We start from the raw sequence: 20,202 nt of genomic DNA on the forward strand, positions 1-20,202 counted from the left end.
TTGTCGTCATGTTACTGCCGCCAGGGCGTCAGCCGCGGCAGCCAGCCCGGTACGTTGCGGCGGTAGGCCTCGTACTCGGCACCGTAGCGGCCGGCGAGCGTCGGCTCCTCGTAGAGCTTGACGAAGGTGGCCATGGCGATTGCCGCGACGACGCCATAGGCGGCAAGCGTCCAGCTCGAAAACATCAGCACCTGGCCGAGAATGATCGCCAGTACGGCGACATACATCGGATTGCGAACATGGCGATAGATGCCGCCGACCACCAGTTTCTCGGTCGGCGCGACCGGGGCGGGCGTGCCGAGGCCTTCCAGCGCGAAGCGGCCGAAGGCGTGCAGCAATGCCGCCACCGCGACCGCGATCAGGACCCAGCCCAGCGGCACCATGCCCGGCAGGCTCGACCGTGGCAGCCTCCAGCGGTCGCTCAGCAGCCACGGCGCCAGCCCTGCGACGACGCAAGGCGCGGCGATGAAAAAGGCGGCACTGCCGGCGGTCGCCGAAAGGGTCCGCATCTTTTGCCTCCGCGGTTTTGGGCGACATGCCTCAGGAATAAACGCCTGCTGCCCGTTCGCACGTCATTATGCATTTTTGCGATTTTGGAACGAAAGCCGAGCGTGATTGGCGATTGGATCACGGCAATCGCTTCATCGGGCGCCCATTTTCGCCGATTCTGCTGGTCCTACTGGCTCTCGGAATGGGTTAGACCACAGCCTGCATCTTTTTGCATGCGTGTGTTGCAAAATAGATGCTTGTTTCTTGGGCATGATGAGCAGATATATAGATCATCTCCTGGGCGCGTTCTCCTCCCATTAGCGCCCTCGAGTGTTCCCCTCTGGAGGTTAGCCTTAACAGGCACTTCCAATCAAACTCAGCCGGATCTTCGTTGATCCGGCTTTTTTGTTGCCCGCACCCTGGCTTTGTTGCCCGCATCCTGCAGGGGCAGATGAAAATTTCACCGGAATTGCCGCGTAACAGTGTCATGTAACCTCTGGTAACATGACAAGCACACCCTTCATCTGCTAAGTGAAATATAGGACGCGGTGTGGTTCGGACGGGAGATGGGGGCATCACTCGTACGGCCCGGGCTCAGGCGGCTACCGCGTCCGAACCTTTTCCCGCCGGAGTTAGGCGACTTACACGCGGCGGACCTGCCGTTTCTCCTCCCAAGAAAACGGTCCGCGAACAAAACGGCGTCCGGCCCCCCGGGCGTCGTTTTTGGTTTTGCCCCCTCGATCATTCGAGGGGGCTTCATGTGCATCGGCCAGAGAAACGGGCGGCCAGAATCAGGCCGCCAGAAAATCAGGCCGCCTTGCCATTGGCGTTCATCGCGTCGTCGGCAAGACGGCCGGTGAGCTCGGCCATATGGTCGAAAGCGGCGCGGTAGCTGGCGACGCCCGAGGTGGCCGAGCGCAGCTCGATGATCAGATCACCGATCTCGGCCTGCGGCATGGTCGCCTCGACGACATCCCAACCCGGCCAGTCGGGCCGCGCGTCATAACCCAGGATCTGGCCGCGCCGCTGCGGGATCAGGGCGATGATCTTCGATGTCGCGTCCGAAGGCGTGACGATCTCGACCTTCATCACCGGCTCCAGGAGCACCGGCGAGCAGGCGGCCATGCCTTCCTTCATGGCGAGCTTGGCCGCCATCTGGAAGGCCATGTCGGAGGAATCGACCGCATGGTAGGACCCATCCGACAGGTTGACCGCGACGTCGACCACGGGAAAGCCGAGCGGCCCCGACTTGAGGTAGTCGCGAATGCCGGTCTCGACCGACTGGATATAGGTCTTGGGCACGACGCCCCCGGTGATGGTGTCGGTGAACTGGAAGCCGGAGCCGCGCGGCAGCGGCTTGATCTCGATCACCACATCGCCGAACTGGCCGTGGCCGCCGGACTGCTTCTTGTGGCGGCCGCGCTGCTGCACCGATTTGCGGATCGTCTCGCGATAGGGCACGGCAGGCGCATGGCCTTCGACCGGGATCTGGTTCTTGCCCTCCAGCCGCTCGCGCACCACGCGCAGATGCATCTCTCCGTGGCCCGAAAGCACGGTCTCGGCCGAGTCCTGGTTGTGGCGCAGGCTGAGCGAGGGATCTTCCTCGGCCAGGCGCTGGATGGCGGCCGACATCTTGACCTCGTCCTTGCGCTCCTTGGGGCGCAGCGCGAAGGCAAAGACCGGTTGCGGCGGCTCGAAGTTGAACAGCGGCTTGATGCCGCCCTTGGCCGAACTCAGGGTCTGGCCTGTCTTGACCTCGTCCAGCTTGCCGAGCGCCACGGTGTCGCCGACCCTGGCGGATGTCAGTTTGACCTGGTCCTTGCCCAGCATCTTGTAGATACCGGAAACCTTGGCGGTGTCGCCGCCGGGCAGCCACAGTTCCGAGCCGTCGGCAATCTGGCCGGACAGGACGCGCGACACCGACAGCTTGCCCCCATGCGGCGTGTGGATGGTCTTCATCACCTGGACCACCGTCGCGTTGCCGTCCGGGGCACCGAGCCGTTTGCGGGTCGCCTCGATGTCGGGCGCGTCGTGGCGGATCGTCTTCAAGAGGCGCAGCACGCCATTGCCTTTCTCGGCGGTGCCGATCAGCACCGGCGTCACCGCGCCGTCGCGCAGATCGGCGGCGAGGTCGTCGAAGACCGCGTCCTTGGGTGGCTCGATCTCCTCGAGCAACTGTTCCATCAGCTGGTCGTCATGGTCGGCCAACGTCTCCAGCATGGAGAAGCGCGCCTCCAGTTCGCGCGCCTTGTCGTCGCCGGGTATCTCGGCCACCTCGCTCTCGGCATATTCGCGGTAGATGTAGGCGCGCTCCAGCGCCAGATCGATCGAGCCGATGACGACGCCGTCCTTGCGCAGCGGAATCTGGCGCAGAAGCAGCGGCGCCGAACTCGTCGGCTGCAGCATCTTCAGCGTGTCGCGCACGCCCGCGATCGCCTTGTCGACCTTGTTGAGGAACAGGATGCGCGGCACGCCGAGATCGTCGAGCTTGCGCATGATGAGCTGCAAGGCGGGGATCTTCTTTTCGTCGGCCTCGGCCACGACCACCGCGACATCGCAGGCGGCCAGCACCGGTTCGGCCTCGAAGGAGAATTCGATCGATCCGGGGCAGTCGATGAAGGTGAACTGCTCGCCCATGAATTCGGTGGTGGCGATCGACGCCTCGACGCTCATGGCATGGGCGCGCGCCTCGGGCGAATGGTCTGAAACGGTGTTGCCCGAGGAAACCGGGTTCTGGCGGGGAATGGCGCCCGTACGGGCCAATATGGCTTCGAGAAGTGTCGTCTTACCGCTTGCGAAGGGACCGACTATGGCAATGCATTTCGGTCCCGTGCGTCGTCCTCCGGCGCGATTACCCATGACTGACCTCCACTCAGGCGTTTTCCTGGGGACCGACTGGCGTTCATGGTTCAGGCCAAGGTCAATCGGTCCTGAGCGGCGGCCGGCCTGTTCGACCGTCGCGGGCGGCCTGTTTCGACCTGCCCGCGATTATCGTCCCACTTGTTTGCCGGGAGGGCAAGGAAAATAGGAAGCCGGTGCGGATGGCCGGCTCAGGCGCTGAGCGCCAGCGGTTCGGCCGAGCGTCCGTCAGGCAGCGCGAGCTTGTCGCGTGGCGCCGGCCTGCCAAAGAAATAACCCTGGAAACGGTTGCAGCCGGCGGCCTTGGCGAGAGCGAATTCTTCCGCAGTCTCCACGCCTTCCGCCACGATGGTGACCTGCTGGATGCGCGCGATCTGCGCCAGCGCCGAAACGAAGATCTGCGCCACCTGGTCATGGGCGAGGGAACGGATGTAGGAGCGATCGATCTTGATGATATCGACGGGCAAGGTCTTGAGATAGTTGAAGCCGCAATGGCCGGTGCCGAAATCGTCGAGGGCGATGTGAAAGCCGAGGCCGCGCAATGCCTCGAGGCGGCGCAGGATCTCCGATGTGGCGGCGGTCGCCACCGTCTCGGTGATCTCGATGATGAACTGTGACGCCGACCGGCCGGTTTCCTTCAGCACGCGGGCGCACATGGTGACGATCTCGTCGCGCTTGAGCTGCTCGCCGGAGACGTTGATGGAGATGCGGCGGCCGGGGAACTGGGCGATGTCGGCACAGGCGCGCTTGAACACCCATTCGCCGAGCATGTCGATCAACGTCGAGCGTTCGGCGATGGCGATGAACTCGGCCGGCGCGATCAGCCCGCGCACCGGGTGACGCCAGCGGATGAGCCCTTCGAGCGCCTGGGTGGACCCGTCCGGGTTGACGATCGGCTGGTAATGCAGTTCGAGTTCGCCGAGATAGACCGCGGCGCGCAGTTCCCGTTCGACCAGGCGCCGGTAGCGCTTGTCGGACAGCATCTCCTCGTCGAAGACGGTGACGCGGCCACGGCCCGCCGCCTTGCTTTCATAGAGCGCCAGATCGGCAACCAGCATCAGTTCCGTCGTGTTCGAGGCATGGGCCGGCGCCAGGGCCACGCCAACCGAAATGGAGAGCGGAATGGTCTTGCCTTCATGCGATTTGCCGGCGCGCATGGCATCCAGCAATTGCCTGACATCCTTGTTGATGGCGTTGAGGTCGCCGTGCGGAATGATGACGCCGAATTCGTCGCCGCCAAGGCGTCCGACCATGGCACCGGCAAAGATGCGCTCCGAGGTCTTGACCAGATGCATCAGGGTGAGGTCGCCGAACTGGTGACCGAACGTGTCGTTCAACTGCTTGAAATGGTCGAGGTCGATCAAGAGCAAGGTCGCCTCGCGCCTGTCGCGCATGGTGCCCAGGCTGTCGCGCAGCGCTTCGAGGAAATAGCGTCTCGTCATCGCGCCGGTCATCGCGTCCCTGGTGAGGAAATGATGTTTCTCGGCCTCGGCGGCGGCGGCCGACTGGAGCCGATGGACGACGCTGCTGCGCATATACATCAATGCCAGCAAGGCCAGGCTCGTGGCCAGGATCGAGATGGCGAAGGCACTGCCGGCGGGCAGGTCTTGCGAGATGTCGAAAGCGCCAAGTGCCGCTACGGCGATGCTGATCACAAGCAGCGACTGGATACCGCGGTAGATCCGGCCGCTATGGTCCTTGATCGTCGCCAGTATGCTCATCGGCCAGCCCCCGCAATGCAGGCTCACGGCTAGTGGGCAGCCGTTAAGAAGACATTGAATTCGCCGGCATTTCGCGCCGGCGCGCGATGCGGGGAAAGTTCATGGTTAAGAGAAAGTCCGGTCTTCGTCCGAGCGCGCCGACAAGGCTGGTTGCATCGGGGCCAATCCGAGCCGAGAATGCATTTCACTTCAAAGGAGGCCCGGCGTTTCGCCGGCTGCAGCCAGTCCAGGACAGACGATGAAAATCATTGCTTGCGGCAGCGTGCCGACCGTCATCGCGCCGGACAAATACTTCAGCGGTCGGGTTCTGCAGACGCCGATCATCGAGACCGAGGCGCCGGCGCGGCTCAGGGCCACGCTGGTCAGTTTCGAACCCGGCGCGCGTACCCACTGGCACACGCATCCGCTTGGCCAGACGCTTTATGTCACCGCGGGCGCCGGCCTGGCCCAGACGTGGGACGGGCCAATCCGGGAGATCAAGGCCGGTGACGTCATCTCCTTCGCGCCCGGCGAGAAGCATTGGCATGGCGCGGCGCCGAAATCGGCGATGACGCATATCGCCATGCAGGAGGCGCTCGACGGCATCCATGCCGACTGGCTAGAAGCGGTGACGCCGGCGCAATATGGCGGCTGAGTGCTGAGCCTGGATTGACGAAACCCGGCGGTGACGCCTCAGCGTTGACGCCGGGTTTTGTTTTGGACTTACCAGATCAGGTCAGCGACGCCGTGAAGCGCTGGATGCGGGTGCAGGCTTCCTCCAGCAACGCGTCCGACGTGGCGTAGGAAATGCGGAAGTTGGGGCCGAGGCCGAAGGCCGAGCCGAACACCACCGCCACGCCCTCGGCCTCGAGCAGTTCCGAGCAGAAGGCCTCGTCGGTGTCGATCACCTTGCCCGCCTTGGTCTTCTTGCCGATCAGCTGGGCGCAGGACGGATAGACATAGAAGGCGCCTTCCGGCGACGGGCACGTGATGCCGCGCGCCTGGTTGAGCATCGAGACGACGAGGTCGCGCCTGCCTTGAAAGATCGCCTTGTTCCTGGCGATGAAGTCCTGCGGGCCATTCAACGCCTCGACCGAGGCCCATTGCGCGATGGTGCAGGCGCCCGAGGTCTGCTGGCCCTGGATCATGTCCATCGCCTTGATCAGCTGGACCGGACCGGCCGCGTAGCCGATGCGCCAGCCGGTCATGGCATAGGCTTTCGAGACGCCGTTCATGGTCAGGGTGCGCTCGTAGAGCTTCGGCTCGACCTCGGCGATGGTCTTGAAGACGAAGTCGCCATAGGTCAGGTGCTCGTACATGTCGTCGGTCAGCGTCCAGACATGCGGATGCTTCAAGAGGACGTCGGCGAGTGCCCGCAGCTCGGCCTCCGTATAGGCGGCACCCGACGGGTTCGATGGCGAGTTCATCAGCAGCCATTTGGTCTTCGGCGTGATCGCCTTCTCCAGCACCGCTGGGGTCAGCTTGAAGCCATTGTCGATCGAGGTGTCGGCAAACACCGAAGTGCCGCCGCAGATCGCCACCATTTCGGGGTAGCTGACCCAGTAAGGGCGGGGGATGACGACCTCGTCGCCGGGGTTCAACGTCGCCATGAAGGCGTTGAACAGGATCTGCTTGCCGCCGGTGCCGACGATGGTCTGCTCGGGCTTGTAGTCGAGATTGTTCTCGCGCTTGAACTTCTTGGCGATCGCCTCGCGCAGCGGGACGATGCCCGAAACCGGCGGGTACTTGGTTTCGCCACGGCGGATGGCCTCGATCGCCGCGTTCTTGATGTTGTCGGGCGTATCGAAGTCCGGCTCGCCGGCGCCAAGGCCAATAATGTCCCGGCCGGCATTTTTCAGCTCGCGGGCTTTCTGCGTCACCGCGATGGTGGCGGAAGGCTTAACGCGGGAAAGGGTGTCGGCAAGAAAGGCCATGACCTTTTGTCTCTCCAAAGGATCGGCGCGGCCAGGAGCGGCCGCGGCGCTTCTCATGTCGCATGACGCCGGCAAGTGCAAGTATTGTCGGCTGGGCCAGGTATGGCGGTGCGGTCAATGAGGCGTGATCAATAGAAAGTTCATTAACGCACGGTAGAGGCTTGCATGGCAGGATCGTAAATCCAATTCCGCCAGGTCGCGGAGCGAGGAACCCTTGTCACGCAGCATTGGGCTTGCCCATATCATCCGTCATGATGACGGCACCTCGTCAGGTGTCTGGGGCATCTACACGCTGCAGAGTGCTTTCCAGCCGATCTTCGCCTTCAACGAGGGCAAGCTCTCGGTTGCCGCTTTCGAAGGGCTGATCCGTCCGTTTCGCGATGGCGAGCCGCAATCGCCGATGAGCTTCTTCTCGACATGCCCGGCCGCCGACCGCCTGCACGTCGAAGCGCTGACCAGGACATTGCATCTGCTCAATGCGGGCGCCTGCCTGCCGCACGAGGCGTCGGTCTTCGTCAATTTCGACCCGTCGGTGTTCACCGAGCGCGCTGTCGCCGACAGTGCCTTGCGCGACATGCGGCTGGTGCTGCACGAGGCCGGCATCGATCCGGGCCGCGTCGTGTGCGAGGTGACGGAGCAGAGATCGGCGTCGCAGGAAACCCTGCACGGCTTCGTGGCGGCGCTCAGAGCCAACGGCTTCCGCATCGCCGTCGACGACTATGGCGCCGACGATTCCGACATCAACCGCATCAAGGAGCTGAAGCCCGACATCGTCAAGTTCGACGCGCAGTGGATCACGCAACTGATGGAATCGGGTGCTGGTTTCGCGCTGCTGACCTCCATGGTGAGGAGCTTCGAGGACCAAGGCATCCGCACCGTGTTCGAAGGTATCGAGGAAGGCTGGCAACTGGAACTGGCCGAGCGATCGGGCGCCTCGATGGTCCAGGGTTACGTGCTGGCCCGTCCCGAACTGGCGCCGACGAGTTTCCGTGTTTTCGCCAGGAGCAGTCCCGAACCTGTCCCCGCCGCAAGCCACGCGCCTGCTCCCGCTTCCACTGTGCCGCGCGCGGGGCGGCCGGCAAAGGCTTTCGGGCGCAGGGTCGTGCCATGAGGGCCGAGCGGCGGCGCACGGTCGGCGACGCGATCTTCGTCGACGAGATCGGCATCGAATATGGCGTCCATGGCGACTTCCGCCTGCGCAGCGCCTACCAGCCGATCTACGCCCCGCGCGGCGGCAGCCTATATCCGGTGGCCGTCGAAGGCCTGATCGAGCCGCACCGCGCTGGCCGGCCAGGGTCGCCGAGGATGTTCCTCGACAGCCTCGCGGCCGCGGACCGGCTGTTCGTCGAAACTATGTGCCGGGTGCTGCATCTCCGGAATTTCCACAATATCGGCGTCGATGGGCTCGACCTGTTCTTCAACTACAACCCGCTGGTCAACGACCATGCTGGACGGACGCTGGCCGAGATCCGGCTGATGAGCCGGCATCTCGACGAACTCGGCCTGGCGCCCGCCATGCTGGTCTGTGAAATCACCGAGCAGGCAGCGGACGATGCGCTGCTGGCCAGGCTGGTGCGCGAGGTGCGGCGCGGCGGCATCCGCATCGCCATCGACGATTTCGGCACCGGCCACTCGACCGAGGAGCGGGTGAGCCTGCTCCAGCCCGACATCGTCAAGATCGATGGCGGCTGGTTCGCGGAATTTTGCCGTCATGCCGCCGCGGAACGCTTCTTTCGTCCGCTGGTGTCTAGCCTGCACGACCGTGGCGCCAAGGTGCTGGTCGAGGGGATCGAACAGCCCGTCCACCTGCGAGTCGCGATCGAAGGCGGCGTCGACCTGCTGCAGGGTTTTCTGCTCGGGCGTCCGGCGCTGGCCGGCACCCTCTTCGACGAGAAGCCGCTTGCCATCGAGGCGCTGCTTGGCTTCGACAACAAGGTGGTGCCGTTGCATAAGCGGCGTTGATGGTTGCGCCAAAACAAATCATTGGTTGAGTATGCCGCCGCTGCGATAATCCCGCCCTTAGAAGCAGCGCTCGGGGACCAGACGATGATACTTTACAGCATGATCGACAGCGGCAATTGCTACAAGCCGCGCCTGCTGATGGCCAAGCTCGGCCTTTCCTTCACCACTGTCGAGATGAGTTCGCATGCCGGCGATACGCGCACAGCCGATTTCGTCGCCAAGAACCCGAACGCCATGGTGCCGCTGCTGGAACTCGACGACGGCCGCCGGCTAGCCGAATCCAACGCCATCCTGCTCTATCTCGCCGAAGGCACGCGCTTTCTGCCGACGGACAGATACGAGCGGGGGTTGGCCTATCAGTGGCTGTTCTTCGAACAGTACAGCCACGAACCCTACATTGCCGTGCGCAAGGTACTGCTGACCGTTCCCGAGCGCGCCAGGGATGCCACGCCGGAGCGGCTGGCAGTGACGCTGGAGCGCGGCAACAAAGCGCTTGGCGTGATGAACCGGCATCTCGAAACCCATACCTTCTTCAGCGGTGGCGCCTACAGCGTCGCCGACATCGCGCTCTATGCCTACACGCACACGGCGGAAAAGGGCGGCTTCCAGCTTGACGCCTATCCGGCGGTGGTCGCCTGGCTCGGCCGCGTGGAAGCGGATCCGGGGCACGTGCCGATCGGGTGGGTGGGTTGAGGGAGCGTCCTTCTCCCCGTTCACGGGGAGAAGATGGCGGCAGCCAGATGAGGGGCGGCGCCAGCCTCTCTGGATAATTTCAAAAAGGGCAATTCCGAAACGTCAGCGCTGCCCCTCATCGCCCTGCCGGGCACTTCTCCCCGTATAGAGACGGGGAGAAGGATGCAGCTTCGTAGAGAACGGGGAGAAGGACGCTGCTTCGTAGACAAATAAAAAGGCGGGATAAATCCCGCCTTCCCATTTCGGTAGCCTGATTGGGAGCGTCCGGTCCGGGCCGGCAGCTATCTGCTGTTCCAGCTTGTCGGGTCTTTCCGCTCCGGCGCGCTTCTCGCGCGACCGTCAGTACATCCGTGACTTGCCGCGCGCCCCGAACTCTCGTCCAGCGCGCGCCATTTTCAAAATCAGGCTGCCTTGCTCAGAGAACCAGCGGACGACTTGCCAGTGCGGCGGTCCTGCTCGATCTCGAAGTTGATCTTCTGGCCTTCGACCAGGGTCGACAGGCCAGCGCGCTCGACAGCCGAGATGTGGACGAAAACGTCCGCGCCGCCGCTGTCAGGCTGGATGAAGCCGAAACCCTTGGTGGCGTTGAACCACTTGACCGTTCCAGTTGCCATAAAAATAGTCCTTCACATTTGCTTTGGTATGACCGGACCGAAGTCCAGCCGGTGTGCATCGAGATTTTGGAGATAGACGTCAGCAAACGCGAAGATCGCGAGGCCCGGATCGATCGGCCGAAATATCAATGGGGCTGATATAGGCTGCTTTCGCACAAAAAACAAGACTGCGTGAAAACGTCGTGATCCGAGGCCGCCCAACGGCCGCCCCAATCTGGTGAAACCGTGACGCAAGATCGCGCCGTCCGTGGGCGGCGGGTCGAGGGGAGAGGACCATGAAAACCATCCTTCTTGCCACCTGCCTGACGCTGGTGGCCGCCCAGGCGCAGGCGATCTCGCGCTACGACCCGACGCGTATGAGCTGCGGCAAGGTGCAGTCGACGATCGCGCGCCAAGGTGCGGTCATCCTGCGCTATCAGTCGAAACGGGTGCCGGGGCTGCCGCTCTACGACCGCTATGTGCAGAGCCAGCAATTCTGCACCATGGGCGAGGTGAGGACGCGCGCCTATGTGCCGAGCGCCGACACCAAGTCCTGCCCGGTCTACAACTGCAAGCGGCCGGACAACGAGCATTTCAGGCATCGCTTCATCCACCGCCGTTAGCGCGGCTGACGTCAGAATCCGAACGAAACCTGTGCTGGCGGCGGCGGGCCGACGCGCACGCCTTCCATGGCCAGCATCTTTTCCTTGGTGACCGAACCGCCCGGCGCGGAGAAGCCGCCGATCTTGCCGCCTGCCGCCATGATGCGATGGCACGGGATGACCAGCGGCACCGGATTGGCGCCCAGCGCGGCACCCGTTTCGCGCGGCAGGCCGGCATGGCCGGCGCGCTTGGCCAATTCACCATAGGTCGTGGTTTCGCCATAGCCGAGTTTTCGGGCCGCGTCGTAGATGGCGAGGCGGAAATCGTCGACGCCGTCGAGGTCGACGGGAAAGCCGGTGAAATCGACGTCCTCGCCGGCGGCGTAAGCCTTGATCGAGGCGACCAGCTCGACCACCCATGGCGGCTGTGCCGTGGAGGCGGAAACGCCGGCATGGCGCATCAGCCGCCGCTCCACCGCTTCGCGGTTGCGTTCGGGCAGGCAGAGCCGGATCAGGCCCTTTTCGCTCCAGGCGATGCCCATGAAGCCGATCACTGTTTCTAACACTGCGTGGCCAGCTGTGATCGAAGTGGTCGTTTCCATGCTGCGCTCCTTTTCGCAAAGCGGCAAAATCCGGCGTTCCTTCGGTACATATCAGGAACAATATGGCATCGCTGCCTGCCTCCCGCCACCCGAAAACCACCGGATGGCCCCGATTGCTACCCAGGAATCGCTGGTGTAAGGGAAATCTTAACGACCCGACAAACCGGACTTCGAGCGCGGCTTGCCAGCAAAACAAACCCTTATCGCGATTGGCGTGATCGTGGCGGCCGCCAACATGAGCGGCTGCACGTCGACCTCGCAGATGAAAGCCGCGCCGTCCCTGACCGAAACAGCGACCGTTGCCGGCAGCGATGCGGGCTTCACGATCCCGCTGCCGGAAACGGTTTCGGTGCTGCCGCAATCCTCGGGCATCGCCCCCGTCCAGACCGCCGAAGTGACGCCCGGCCCGACCGTCATTTCCGAGGGTGAGCCCGCCACGCAGCCGGCCGCCGCGACCGCGGCCTTTGCCGGCGCGACGCCCGCGGCTCCGGCCGTGCCCGCCATCATGGTCGTCGGCACCAACGCCTGGCAGGCGCCGGCACCCGCCAAGGCCGGCCAGCCGGCCAAGGCAGGCTTGCCATCGATCAAGGCAGGCTTGCCAGTGATCAAGTCCGCCGAGACCTACACGACAGCCGGGCTCATCGTGCCGGCGACAGCCGGCGGCCAGAAAATGCCCGGCGTGCAGCAAGTGGCCTATGTCGTGCCGCAGAACCCGGCCGCGCTGGTGCAGTTCCCGTCCGTGCCGGTTGATCCGGCCGCCCCGGCGCGAGAAGAGCACACCGGCATGCGCGGCGACGTCGACCGGCTGATCGTCAAATACGCCGCCCTCTATCAGGTGCCGGTGGATCTGGTGCGCCATGTCGTCAACCGCGAAAGCACCTACAATCCCAAGGCCTATAACAACGGCCATTGGGGCTTGATGCAGATCAAGCACGCAACCGCGCGCGGCATGGGTTATGACGGGCCGGCCAAGGGCCTCTTCGACGCCGAGACCAATTTGAAATACGCGGTCAAATATCTGCGCGGCGCCTGGCTGGTGTCCGACGGCAACGCCAAGAAGGCCGACTGGCTCTACCAGACCGGCTATTATTTCGACGCCAAGCGCAAGGGCCTGCTCGAGGCGACCGGGCTCGGTGTCGACCGCAAACGGCACCGCCTGCAGCCCGACGCCTGAGCGCTATGCCCGAACCGCGCCCGCCGGCTCCAAACGACATCCGGCTGCGCAAGATCCTCGACGAGACGCTGGTTGCGCCGCACTGGCCAGATGGTTTTGTCATGCGCGGCTTCGAGCGTGGTGACGCGCTGCCTTTGCATGCGCTGCTGGGCGAAGTGTTCGACGATGGCACCGACGGCCCCTTCGACGAATGGTGGCCGCGCATTTCAGAAGATCCCGAATTCGATCCGGAGCTGTGTTTCCTGGTTATCGATGCCAAGGGCCGGCTGGCGGCGGCCGCACTGTGCTGGAGCTCGGCCTTCGTCAAGGACCTCGCCGTCCATCCCGAGGCGCGCGGCAAGGGTGTCGGCGAAGCGCTGATGTGGCACGCCTTCGCCATTTTTCGCGACCGGGGTGCCGCCCATGTCGACCTCAAGACCAATACGCTCGAGAACGCCGCCGCCGTGCGGCTCTACGAGCGGCTGGGCATGCGGCCCGTCGCCTGGGAAGGCTGACCGGCGGCGTTGATCCTGGCCGTCACCGGCGACGGCCAGTTGGGGAACCCAAAGCGCTGCTTTGCATTCAATGCACGGTGGGGTCTGACCGGCTGCCGGTGCTCTGCGCCGCCGGCCGCCAAGGGAGATCCACCGCGATGAGGCTTTTCCACGCATTGCTGGCGTTGAGCGTCGCTGCCGTCCTCGCGGCGGGTCCGGCGCGGGCGGTCGAGCTGTCGATCGTGTCGGGCGACACCGGCAACGGCCTCAAGGTGCTGCGCGAGATCCTCGACCGCTACGAGAAGGAGAGCGGCGACAAGGTCACCATCGTCGCCATGCCATCGTCGGGAACCGACCAGTTCGGCCAGTACAGGCTGTGGCTCGCGGCGGGCAACAGCGACGTCGACGTCTACCAGACCGATGTCATCTGGGCGCCGCAGTTGGCCCGCCAGTTCGTCGACCTGACCGAAGCGACCAGGGATGTCGTGGGCCAGCATTTCGCGTCGATCATCCAGTCGCAGACCGTCGACGGCAGGCTGGTGGCGCTGCCCATCTTCACCGATGCGCCGGCGCTCTATTACCGCAAGGATCTGCTCGACAAATACGGCGCCAAGGTGCCGGCCACCTGGAAGGAACTGGGCGACACCGCCAGGCTGGTGATGGACAAGGAGCGGGCCTCGGGCGACCGGGATATCTGGGGCTTCGTCTTCCAGGGCAACGCCTATGAGGGGCTGACCTGCGACGCGTTCGAATGGGTGGTATCGAATGGCGGCGGCCAGATCGTCGAGCCAGACGGCGCGATTTCCATTAACAACGCCCGGGCGGCGGCGGCGCTCGACATGGCCAGGGGCTGGATCGGTACCATCGCGCCGCCGGGCGTGCTCGCCTATCAGGAAGAGGAGGCGCGCGGCGTCTGGCAGACCGGCAATGCGGTGTTCATGCGCAACTGGCCCTATGCCTATGCGCTGGGCAACAGCCAGGGGTCGCCGATCAAGGGCAAGTTCGACGTCGCGCCGCTGCCGGCGGGCACGGGCGAGGGCGCCCGGCCGGCGGCGACGCTGGGCGGCTGGAACCTGGCGGTCTCGAAATATTCCAGGCACAAGGAGGCGGCGATCGAACTGGTCAAGTTCATCGCCTCGCCGGCAATGCAGAAATACCGCACGCTGAAGACCGCCAACCTGCCGACCATCCCCGCGCTCTATGACGATGCCGACATCGCCAGCCACCAGCCGATCATTCCACATTGGAAAGCGGTGTTCCTCAATGCCGGGCCGCGGCCCTCGGCGGTGACCAGGAACAAGTACAATGAGGCGTCGAGCCAGTTCTGGAACGCCGTCCACAAGACCTTGTCCGGCGAAGGCAGCGCCGCCGACAATCTGGCTGACCTCGAGGCGACGCTGACCCGGCTGAAGGGCAAGGGCTGGTGAGCGCGCAACCGGCCGGTGCCGCCAACCGGCGCCAAGGCTCGCGGCTGACGCGCCAGCGTGTGCGCTCGGCATGGCTGTTCCTGGCACCGATGCTTCTGGTGCTCGCCGCGGCTGCCGGCTGGCCGCTTGCGCGCACGGTCTATTTCAGCTTCACCGACGCCTCGCTGTCCGATCTCGACGCCCGCCAATGGGTCGGCCTCGCCAATTATGTCTCGGTTCTGCGCATGCCAAGCGGCAGGGTCATTTACGACGGGCTGCTTCTCGACCCGGCCTGGTGGGGCGCCGTGTGGAACACGCTGCGCTTCGCGGTGGTTTCGGTGACCTGCGAGACGATCCTCGGCATGGTCGTCGCCCTAGTGCTCAACGCCGAATTCCCCGGCCGCGGCATCGTCAGGGCGGCGATCCTCATCCCCTGGGCGATCCCGACCATCGTCTCGGCGAAGATGTGGCAGTGGATGCTCAACGACCAGTTCGGCATCATCAATGTCGTGCTGATCAATCTCGGGCTGATCGACACCAAGATCGCCTGGATTGCCAGCGCCGACACGGCGATGATGGCGGTGCTGATCGTCGACATCTGGAAGACGACGCCCTTCATGGCGCTGCTCATCTTGGCCGCGCTGCAGATGCTGCCGCGCGAAATCATCGAGGTCGCCAGGCTGGACGGCGCCAATCCCTGGCAGATATTCTGGCGGGTGACCTTGCCGCTGATCCGCCCGGCGGTGATGGTGGCGGTGATCTTCCGGGCGCTCGACGCGCTGCGTATCTTCGACCTGATCTATGTGCTGACGCCCAACAATGCGCACACCAAGTCGATGTCGGTGTTCGCCCGCGAGAACCTGTTCGAGTTCGACAAGTTCGCCTATGGCTCGGCCGCCTCGACGCTGCTCTTCCTCATCCTTGCTCTGCTCACCATCCTAACCATCCGCATCGGCCGGATAAGCCTGGAAGGAGGCCGCTGAGATGTGGCTCCTGAAGCGCACGGCGTTCTATCTTCTGGTCGGGGCGATCGTGCTCATCGCGGTGTTCCCGTTCTACTACGCCATCGTCACCAGCCTGAAATCGGGGACCGAGCTGTTCCAGGCCGGTCCATGGCCGAAAGAGCCAAGCCTCGACAATTATCGCAATGTGCTGGCCGAGGGCGCCTTCCTGCGCAACCTCCTGAACTCGCTGATCGTCTCGGGCGCGGTGGTGGCGCTCTCGCTGTTCCTCGGCGTCACTGCCGCCTACGCACTGGCGCGTATCCGTTTTCGCGGCCGCTCGGCATTGCTGTTCGCCATCCTGTCGGTCTCGATGTTCCCGCAGGTGGCGGTGCTGGCCGGGTTGTTCGAACTGGTGCGGCTGTTCGGCCTCTACAATTCGCTCGTCGCGCTGATCTTCTCCTACATGATCTTCACCTTGCCGTTCACCGTCTGGGTGCTCACCGCCTTTGTCCGCGACCTGCCGGTCGAGGTCGAGGAGGCGGCGATCCTCGACGGCGCGACGCCGTGGATCATCATCACGCGCATCTTCCTGCCGCTGATGTGGCCGGCGCTGGCGACCACCGGACTGCTGGCCTTCATCGGCGCCTGGAACGAGTTCCTGTTCGCGCTGACTTTCACCTCCAACGATGCGCGGCGGACCGTGCCGGTGGCGATCGCGCTGCTCTCGGGCAATTCGCAGTTCGAAATCCCCTGGGGCAACATCATGGCCGCCTCGGTGATCGTCACGGTGCCGCTGGTGGTGCTGGTGCTGATCTTCCAGCGCAAGATCGTCTCCGGCCTCACCGCCGGCGGGGTAAAGGGGTGAGGGGGCGCTCAGAAATCGGGCGCGTTGCCGATCTTCTGCTTGATCTCCAGCGCCCAGGCCCGGCCCTCGTCGCCGCCCCATAAGAGCCAGGCGATGTATCCGGCCGAGGGATTGTCCTCATTGCCGTAGTTCTTGCCGCGCTTGTCGACCTCGTGGCGGGCAAAGTAGCTGACCATGCGGCGGATGGTGGACGGCGCCAGCTTCTCGCGGTTCTTCAGTTCAGTCGCCCGCGCCACGCCGATCTCGGTGCCGCCACGGCCGAATTGTTTGCGCAGCCGCAGGCCCTTGGCGGCATTGTCGGCCACCACTTGCGGGCAGCGCAGGTCGATCTCGTCGATCTCGTTCATGTCGTCCCCCTGTGCCGGAAGCTGTAGCCGATGAAGGGAATGCCGCAAAGCCGGGACGGTTCAGATGCGCGAATGTAGGAACCGGCCGGCGCGTCGCGTCCTTGGGAGGTAGAGCACCCTGCCGGGACCCCGGCGACGCCTTGAAGGAGCCGATCATGATCACCTTTCCCAACGAATCCGCCAAATACCGCACCCAGCGCGAAAAGCTCTTGAAGAAGGAAATCGAGCTGCGCCGCGCCATGGAAGCCGTTGCCGAGGCGCGCCGGGCGCTGCCGCCCGGCGGGCTGGTGCCGAAGGATTATGTGTTCGAGGGGCTGGATATCGCCGGCAAGGCCGCGAGGATAAAACTGTCGGAGCTGTTCGCGCCCGGCAAGGATACGCTGATCCTCTACAACATGATGTTCCCGCGCCACCCGCAGGAGACGCGCGACGTGGCGACCAGCGGCGGCACGGCGAAGCTCGCGCGGCCCGACCAGCCATGCCCGTCCTGCACGGCGCTGCTCGACCAGTTCGACGGCGCGGTCGGCCATCTCGAGGCCGCCGGCTTCAACTTCGCCGTCGTGGCCAAGACGGCGTTGGAAAACCTGGTCACGCTCGGCCGCGACAAGGGCTGGCGCAACATGCGGCTGGTGTCGTCGGCCAACAACAGCTTCAAGCGCGACTACAATGCCGAGTCGGCCGACGGCGCGCAGATCCCGCTGCTGTCGGTGTTTCACAGGGATAGCGACGGTATCAGGCATTTCTGGTCGTCGGAGCTCGGCTTCGCGCCGACCGATCCCGGCCAGGACCCGCGTGCCATCGGCACCTGCGAGATCCTGTGGAACCTGATGGATTTCACGCCGCAGGGCCGGCCGGACTGGCGCGAGCAGCTGCAATATGGTGAGGCCTGCTGTCGCTGACGCAAGTCGTTCAGCCCTTCTGCTTTAGTTCGGAATGGCTTTTCAGTACATGGTCGCCGTCGGCCTGTTCGATCAGGTAGGCGGGTTCTCCCGGGCTGGCCTCGCGCACCACTTCCACGCCCTTGATCGTGCGCTTTACCTCCCTGGTGAAGCTCCTGCTTACCTTGCCGTCGGCGGTATGCGCGCCCCACTTCCAGGTCACGCGTGCTCCCTTGCGCAGCTTCTGCATGTCGGCACCTCCGGCGGGGGAATGTTTCGCGCCGCTAACGGTTCCTGAGAACCAAAGGCCGGACCGGACGTTGGCCTTGTCCATTCACCCCCATCACAGGAGCGCCCCATGACCGACAAAAGCCTCGCCGAAATTGCCGAGAAGATGCGCGATATCGATGTCGCCATGCTGTCCACCCACACGCAAGGCGGTGCCATTGCCGGCCGGCCGATGAGTAACAACCAGGACGTCGAATATGACGGCTCCTCCTTCTACTTCACCTGGGACAAGTCGCAGGTGGTGGAGGATATCGAACGCGACGCCAATGTGTCGCTGGCCTTCAAGGGCGAGGATGGTTTCTGGGTCGCGGTTGAGGGCAAGGCCGAGATCATCCGCGACAAGGCTGCCTTCGAGGAACACTGGACCGACGATATCGACGAGTGGTTCGAACAGGGCACCGATACGCCCGGGCTGGCCATGATCAAGATCGAAGCCGTTCGCGCCCATTACTGGGATGGTGAGGACGAGGGCGAGGTGACCCTGTCGTCTTGACACGCCGGCAGGCAACCTCGCCGCATCCCCGCTGGCTTCAGTGTCCTTGATCCGCGCTTCAAGTGGCTGCTGAAGCCGCTCAAGTCGGCCGGAACATCGGATGATCCGCCGCATTGATAGGAGACGGTTGCGACCCCTTTCACGGATTCGAAGTGCGACCCACACTTAAAGACCTATGGGACCTGGTGCGAGAAAGCGTGGTTGGCTTTGTCAACGACAATGCCCTCAGTCATGGCGCGGCAATGGCGTTCTATGCCGCCACGTCGCTGGCCCCGGTTCTGATCATCGTCGTGGCGATCGCCGGCATCGCCTTTGGTCACGACGCGGCGCAGTTGGCTCTGTCCGCCCAGATATCGGGGTTGATGGGTTCGGAAAGCGCTGCGCTCCTTCAGACGGCGCTCCAAGGGGCGTCCAGCAGATCATCGGGGACCCTGGCGGCGCTCATCGGCGTCGCCACTTTGCTCGTCACCGCCTCCGCGGTGTTTGGCGAGATGCAGCAGGCCCTGAATGCAATATGGAAGGTTGAAGCCAAGGGAAGTTCGCTGTCGCGTCTCTTGCGCGCGCGTGCGGCAAGTCTCGGCCTGGTCGCCGCCCTCGGCTTTATGCTGCTGGTATCCCTGGTGGCGAGCGCGGCGATCTCTGCTTTGGGCACCGTGATCAGCGCTCATCTGCCGTTCGGCGCATTCGTTCTGAGCGCGATCAACACCCTGATTTCCTTTTGCCTGATCTCGGTGATGTTCGCCGCGATCTACAAGGTGCTGCCGGACCGTGCCTTGCAATGGCGGGATGTCGGGATTGGCGCCGTCGTGACCGCCGCCCTGTTCACATTGGGGAAATCGCTTATCGGTTGGTATATCGGCACCAGCGCGATCGCGTCATCCTACGGCGCGGCCGGGGGGCTGCTCGTCATACTGCTCTGGGTCTATTATTCATCGGAAATCTTTCTGCTCGGTGCGGAGCTGACCCGCGCCTATTCCGTTAGACGGGGGAGCCGATCCGACCTGGACGGGTTGGTTCAAAATGCTCCGGCACCGGAAAACCTTCCAATCCGCCAAAGACCCAGCTCTTCGGGCTCCGTGGCGTTGTTAGCGGTAGCGTGCGTCAGCGCAGTGATGACAGCCTTTCTGCTGGGGCCTCGTCGCCCGTAGGGAGAGGAGAAGGGACGCGGCTGGCAACCTCACCGCATCTGCCGCGTTGGGTCTGCGAGGACCACCTTCACGGAGCGTTTCGATGAAACCGCATCTCGCCATTGCCATGCTGGCCCTTCTGGCCGGAACGCCTTCAGCCTTTGCCCAGCAGGCGGCCAGCACCTTGCCGGCTGTCTCGGAGAACAAGGTCGACACCGACACCTTCACCAAGACGCTGGTCAGTGCCAACCGCTTCGAGATCGAAAGCAGCAAGCTGGCGCTGAAGAAGGGCGTCGCCGCCGATGTCGGGGATTTCGCCGAACTGATGGTCAAGGACCACACCAAGGCCGGCCAGGATTTCAAGGCGGCGCTGGAAAAGAGCCAGGCCACGGCATCCATCAAGCCCGAAGGGCCGCCGCTGCTGCCCAAGGATCAGGCAATGCTCGACCAACTCGAGGCGCTGGACGGCGAGGCCTTCCAGGTCAAGTACATCACCTTGCAGACGCAGGCGCACAAGCAGGCGGTGGCGATGTTTTCCACCTATGCCCGCTCCGGCGACGACCCGGCGCTGAAGGAATTCGCCAAGAAGACGCTGGAAACGCTGAAGATGCACGAGATGCATCTGAGGGACGTGGCGGCGGTGCATTAGGATTCGACAGTCAGGACGGATCAAGAAAAGCGCCCTACGGCGCCCCTCTCTGTCCTGCCGGACATCTCCCCCTCTTGGGGGGAGATTGGCTGTCATTGCGGCCTTCGCCAATTCTCAACGCTGC

Annotated in this window: 22 protein-coding genes; 14 read left to right on the forward strand and 8 right to left on the reverse strand. The window is 64.0% G+C overall.

What is annotated here, in order from left to right; translation table 11 throughout:
• Positions 1-11: 11 nt before the first annotated feature.
• The 3 genes from FJ948_RS13290 to FJ948_RS13300 all read right to left on the reverse strand — a co-directional run bounded on the left by FJ948_RS13290 (position 12) and on the right by FJ948_RS13300 (position 5,069).
• Entirely contained in the window at positions 12-509 is a 498-nt protein-coding gene (locus FJ948_RS13290) for an isoprenylcysteine carboxylmethyltransferase family protein (protein ID WP_140704961.1), read from the reverse strand.
• A 787-nt stretch (positions 510-1,296) separates the two neighbouring features.
• Positions 1,297-3,348 (reverse strand): elongation factor G, encoded by a 2,052-nt coding sequence (locus FJ948_RS13295; protein ID WP_140704963.1) that lies wholly within the window; start codon positions 3,346-3,348, stop codon positions 1,297-1,299.
• Between the two features lie 191 nt (positions 3,349-3,539).
• Positions 3,540-5,069 (reverse strand): EAL domain-containing protein, encoded by a 1,530-nt coding sequence (locus tag FJ948_RS13300; RefSeq protein ID WP_140704965.1) that lies wholly within the window; start codon positions 5,067-5,069, stop codon positions 3,540-3,542.
• 238 nt (positions 5,070-5,307) lie between these two features.
• Between FJ948_RS13300 and FJ948_RS13305 the strand changes: the two genes are divergently transcribed.
• Positions 5,308-5,703: a cupin domain-containing protein gene (locus tag FJ948_RS13305; protein WP_140704967.1), complete on the forward strand. Its 396-nt coding sequence runs from the start codon at positions 5,308-5,310 to the stop codon at positions 5,701-5,703.
• A 76-nt stretch (positions 5,704-5,779) separates the two neighbouring features.
• Here the strand turns inward: FJ948_RS13305 and FJ948_RS13310 are convergent, their stop codons facing one another.
• Positions 5,780-6,982 (reverse strand): pyridoxal phosphate-dependent aminotransferase, encoded by a 1,203-nt coding sequence (locus tag FJ948_RS13310; protein ID WP_140704969.1) that lies wholly within the window; start codon positions 6,980-6,982, stop codon positions 5,780-5,782.
• A gap of 214 nt (positions 6,983-7,196) precedes the next feature.
• Here FJ948_RS13310 and FJ948_RS13315 point away from each other — a divergent pair, with 214 nt between their 5' ends.
• The 3 genes from FJ948_RS13315 to FJ948_RS13325 all read left to right on the forward strand — a co-directional run bounded on the left by FJ948_RS13315 (position 7,197) and on the right by FJ948_RS13325 (position 9,637).
• Entirely contained in the window at positions 7,197-8,093 is an 897-nt protein-coding gene (locus FJ948_RS13315) for an EAL domain-containing protein (protein WP_140704971.1), read from the forward strand.
• A complete protein-coding gene (locus tag FJ948_RS13320) occupies positions 8,090-8,944 on the forward strand; it encodes an EAL domain-containing protein (RefSeq protein WP_140704973.1) in 855 nt (284 codons plus the stop codon). Before FJ948_RS13315 ends, FJ948_RS13320 begins: the two co-directional genes overlap by 4 nt.
• An 84-nt stretch (positions 8,945-9,028) precedes the next feature.
• The gene (locus FJ948_RS13325; protein WP_140704974.1) at positions 9,029-9,637 is read left to right on the forward strand and encodes a glutathione S-transferase family protein; all 609 of its coding nucleotides are present in this window, start codon (positions 9,029-9,031) and stop codon (positions 9,635-9,637) included.
• A 401-nt stretch (positions 9,638-10,038) separates the two neighbouring features.
• Here the strand turns inward: FJ948_RS13325 and FJ948_RS13330 are convergent, their stop codons facing one another.
• Entirely contained in the window at positions 10,039-10,251 is a 213-nt protein-coding gene (locus tag FJ948_RS13330; RefSeq protein ID WP_015316174.1) for a cold-shock protein, read from the reverse strand.
• A gap of 275 nt (positions 10,252-10,526) precedes the next feature.
• On the opposite strand from FJ948_RS13330, the gene FJ948_RS13335 reads away from it, so the two are divergent.
• Positions 10,527-10,853, forward strand: a complete 327-nt coding sequence (locus tag FJ948_RS13335) for a hypothetical protein (protein ID WP_140704976.1) — start codon at positions 10,527-10,529, stop codon at positions 10,851-10,853.
• Positions 10,854-10,864: 11 nt separating this feature from the next.
• On the opposite strand, the gene FJ948_RS13340 is transcribed toward FJ948_RS13335, so the two are convergent.
• Positions 10,865-11,434 carry a methylated-DNA--[protein]-cysteine S-methyltransferase gene (locus FJ948_RS13340; protein WP_140704978.1) on the reverse strand — a complete coding sequence of 190 codons (570 nt, stop codon included), beginning with the start codon at positions 11,432-11,434 and terminating at the stop codon, positions 10,865-10,867.
• Between the two features lie 181 nt (positions 11,435-11,615).
• Between FJ948_RS13340 and FJ948_RS13345 the strand changes: the two genes are divergently transcribed.
• The 5 genes from FJ948_RS13345 (at position 11,616) to FJ948_RS13365 (ending at position 16,296) form a co-directional block, all read left to right on the forward strand.
• Positions 11,616-12,608 carry a lytic transglycosylase domain-containing protein gene (locus tag FJ948_RS13345; protein ID WP_140704980.1) on the forward strand — a complete coding sequence of 331 codons (993 nt, stop codon included), beginning with the start codon at positions 11,616-11,618 and terminating at the stop codon, positions 12,606-12,608.
• A gap of 5 nt (positions 12,609-12,613) precedes the next feature.
• Positions 12,614-13,102 (forward strand): GNAT family N-acetyltransferase, encoded by a 489-nt coding sequence (locus FJ948_RS13350; RefSeq protein ID WP_140704982.1) that lies wholly within the window; start codon positions 12,614-12,616, stop codon positions 13,100-13,102.
• A gap of 137 nt (positions 13,103-13,239) precedes the next feature.
• Positions 13,240-14,508, forward strand: a complete 1,269-nt coding sequence (locus FJ948_RS13355; protein ID WP_140704984.1) for an ABC transporter substrate-binding protein — start codon at positions 13,240-13,242, stop codon at positions 14,506-14,508.
• Positions 14,509-14,597: 89 nt separating this feature from the next.
• Positions 14,598-15,470, forward strand: a complete 873-nt coding sequence (locus FJ948_RS13360) for a sugar ABC transporter permease (RefSeq protein ID WP_246677512.1) — start codon at positions 14,598-14,600, stop codon at positions 15,468-15,470.
• Position 15,471: 1 nt separating this feature from the next.
• Entirely contained in the window at positions 15,472-16,296 is an 825-nt protein-coding gene (locus tag FJ948_RS13365) for a carbohydrate ABC transporter permease (RefSeq protein WP_140704986.1), read from the forward strand.
• A gap of 8 nt (positions 16,297-16,304) precedes the next feature.
• On the opposite strand, the gene FJ948_RS13370 is transcribed toward FJ948_RS13365, so the two are convergent.
• Positions 16,305-16,643, reverse strand: a complete 339-nt coding sequence (locus FJ948_RS13370) for a hypothetical protein (protein ID WP_140704988.1) — start codon at positions 16,641-16,643, stop codon at positions 16,305-16,307.
• A 155-nt stretch (positions 16,644-16,798) separates the two neighbouring features.
• On the opposite strand from FJ948_RS13370, the gene FJ948_RS13375 reads away from it, so the two are divergent.
• Positions 16,799-17,542 carry a DUF899 family protein gene (locus tag FJ948_RS13375; RefSeq protein WP_140704990.1) on the forward strand — a complete coding sequence of 248 codons (744 nt, stop codon included), beginning with the start codon at positions 16,799-16,801 and terminating at the stop codon, positions 17,540-17,542.
• 10 nt (positions 17,543-17,552) lie between these two features.
• On the opposite strand, the gene FJ948_RS13380 is transcribed toward FJ948_RS13375, so the two are convergent.
• On the reverse strand, positions 17,553-17,771 hold the full coding sequence (locus FJ948_RS13380) for a DUF2945 domain-containing protein (RefSeq protein WP_140704992.1): 219 nt from the start codon (positions 17,769-17,771) through the stop codon (positions 17,553-17,555).
• A gap of 108 nt (positions 17,772-17,879) precedes the next feature.
• Here FJ948_RS13380 and FJ948_RS13385 point away from each other — a divergent pair, with 108 nt between their 5' ends.
• From FJ948_RS13385 to FJ948_RS13395, 3 genes are all read left to right on the forward strand, one after another.
• Entirely contained in the window at positions 17,880-18,302 is a 423-nt protein-coding gene (locus FJ948_RS13385; protein WP_140704994.1) for a pyridoxamine 5'-phosphate oxidase family protein, read from the forward strand.
• Positions 18,303-18,454: 152 nt separating this feature from the next.
• Positions 18,455-19,450 (forward strand): YihY/virulence factor BrkB family protein, encoded by a 996-nt coding sequence (locus tag FJ948_RS13390; protein WP_140704996.1) that lies wholly within the window; start codon positions 18,455-18,457, stop codon positions 19,448-19,450.
• An 82-nt stretch (positions 19,451-19,532) separates the two neighbouring features.
• Complete coding sequence (locus tag FJ948_RS13395) at positions 19,533-20,078, forward strand: DUF4142 domain-containing protein (protein ID WP_140704998.1); 546 nt, start codon at positions 19,533-19,535, stop codon at positions 20,076-20,078.
• Positions 20,079-20,202 lie beyond the last annotated feature (124 nt).

Source organism: Mesorhizobium sp. B2-3-12 (assembly GCF_006442205.1).
In the GTDB taxonomy this organism is placed as follows: Bacteria; Pseudomonadota; Alphaproteobacteria; order Rhizobiales; family Rhizobiaceae; genus Mesorhizobium.

Bases quoted from the DNA above. Each gene is read 5' to 3' on its own strand.
- FJ948_RS13360 (WP_246677512.1), top strand. From the start codon at position 14,598: ATGCTTCTGGTGCTCGCCGCGGCTGCCGGCTGGCCGCTTGCGCGCACG.
- FJ948_RS13330 (WP_015316174.1), bottom strand. From the start codon at position 10,251: ATGGCAACTGGAACGGTCAAGTGGTTCAACGCCACCAAGGGTTTCGGC.
- FJ948_RS13340 (WP_140704978.1), bottom strand. From the start codon at position 11,434: ATGGAAACGACCACTTCGATCACAGCTGGCCACGCAGTGTTAGAAACA.
- FJ948_RS13290 (WP_140704961.1), bottom strand. From the start codon at position 509: ATGCGGACCCTTTCGGCGACCGCCGGCAGTGCCGCCTTTTTCATCGCC.
- FJ948_RS13385 (WP_140704994.1), top strand. From the start codon at position 17,880: ATGACCGACAAAAGCCTCGCCGAAATTGCCGAGAAGATGCGCGATATC.
- FJ948_RS13395 (WP_140704998.1), top strand. From the start codon at position 19,533: ATGAAACCGCATCTCGCCATTGCCATGCTGGCCCTTCTGGCCGGAACG.
- FJ948_RS13310 (WP_140704969.1), bottom strand. From the start codon at position 6,982: ATGGCCTTTCTTGCCGACACCCTTTCCCGCGTTAAGCCTTCCGCCACC.
- FJ948_RS13325 (WP_140704974.1), top strand. From the start codon at position 9,029: ATGATACTTTACAGCATGATCGACAGCGGCAATTGCTACAAGCCGCGC.
- FJ948_RS13335 (WP_140704976.1), top strand. From the start codon at position 10,527: ATGAAAACCATCCTTCTTGCCACCTGCCTGACGCTGGTGGCCGCCCAG.
- FJ948_RS13380 (WP_140704992.1), bottom strand. From the start codon at position 17,771: ATGCAGAAGCTGCGCAAGGGAGCACGCGTGACCTGGAAGTGGGGCGCG.
- FJ948_RS13375 (WP_140704990.1), top strand. From the start codon at position 16,799: ATGATCACCTTTCCCAACGAATCCGCCAAATACCGCACCCAGCGCGAA.
- FJ948_RS13370 (WP_140704988.1), bottom strand. From the start codon at position 16,643: ATGAACGAGATCGACGAGATCGACCTGCGCTGCCCGCAAGTGGTGGCC.
- FJ948_RS13320 (WP_140704973.1), top strand. From the start codon at position 8,090: ATGAGGGCCGAGCGGCGGCGCACGGTCGGCGACGCGATCTTCGTCGAC.
- FJ948_RS13355 (WP_140704984.1), top strand. From the start codon at position 13,240: ATGAGGCTTTTCCACGCATTGCTGGCGTTGAGCGTCGCTGCCGTCCTC.
- FJ948_RS13300 (WP_140704965.1), bottom strand. From the start codon at position 5,069: ATGAGCATACTGGCGACGATCAAGGACCATAGCGGCCGGATCTACCGC.
- FJ948_RS13305 (WP_140704967.1), top strand. From the start codon at position 5,308: ATGAAAATCATTGCTTGCGGCAGCGTGCCGACCGTCATCGCGCCGGAC.
- FJ948_RS13295 (WP_140704963.1), bottom strand. From the start codon at position 3,348: ATGGGTAATCGCGCCGGAGGACGACGCACGGGACCGAAATGCATTGCC.
- FJ948_RS13365 (WP_140704986.1), top strand. From the start codon at position 15,472: ATGTGGCTCCTGAAGCGCACGGCGTTCTATCTTCTGGTCGGGGCGATC.
- FJ948_RS13350 (WP_140704982.1), top strand. From the start codon at position 12,614: ATGCCCGAACCGCGCCCGCCGGCTCCAAACGACATCCGGCTGCGCAAG.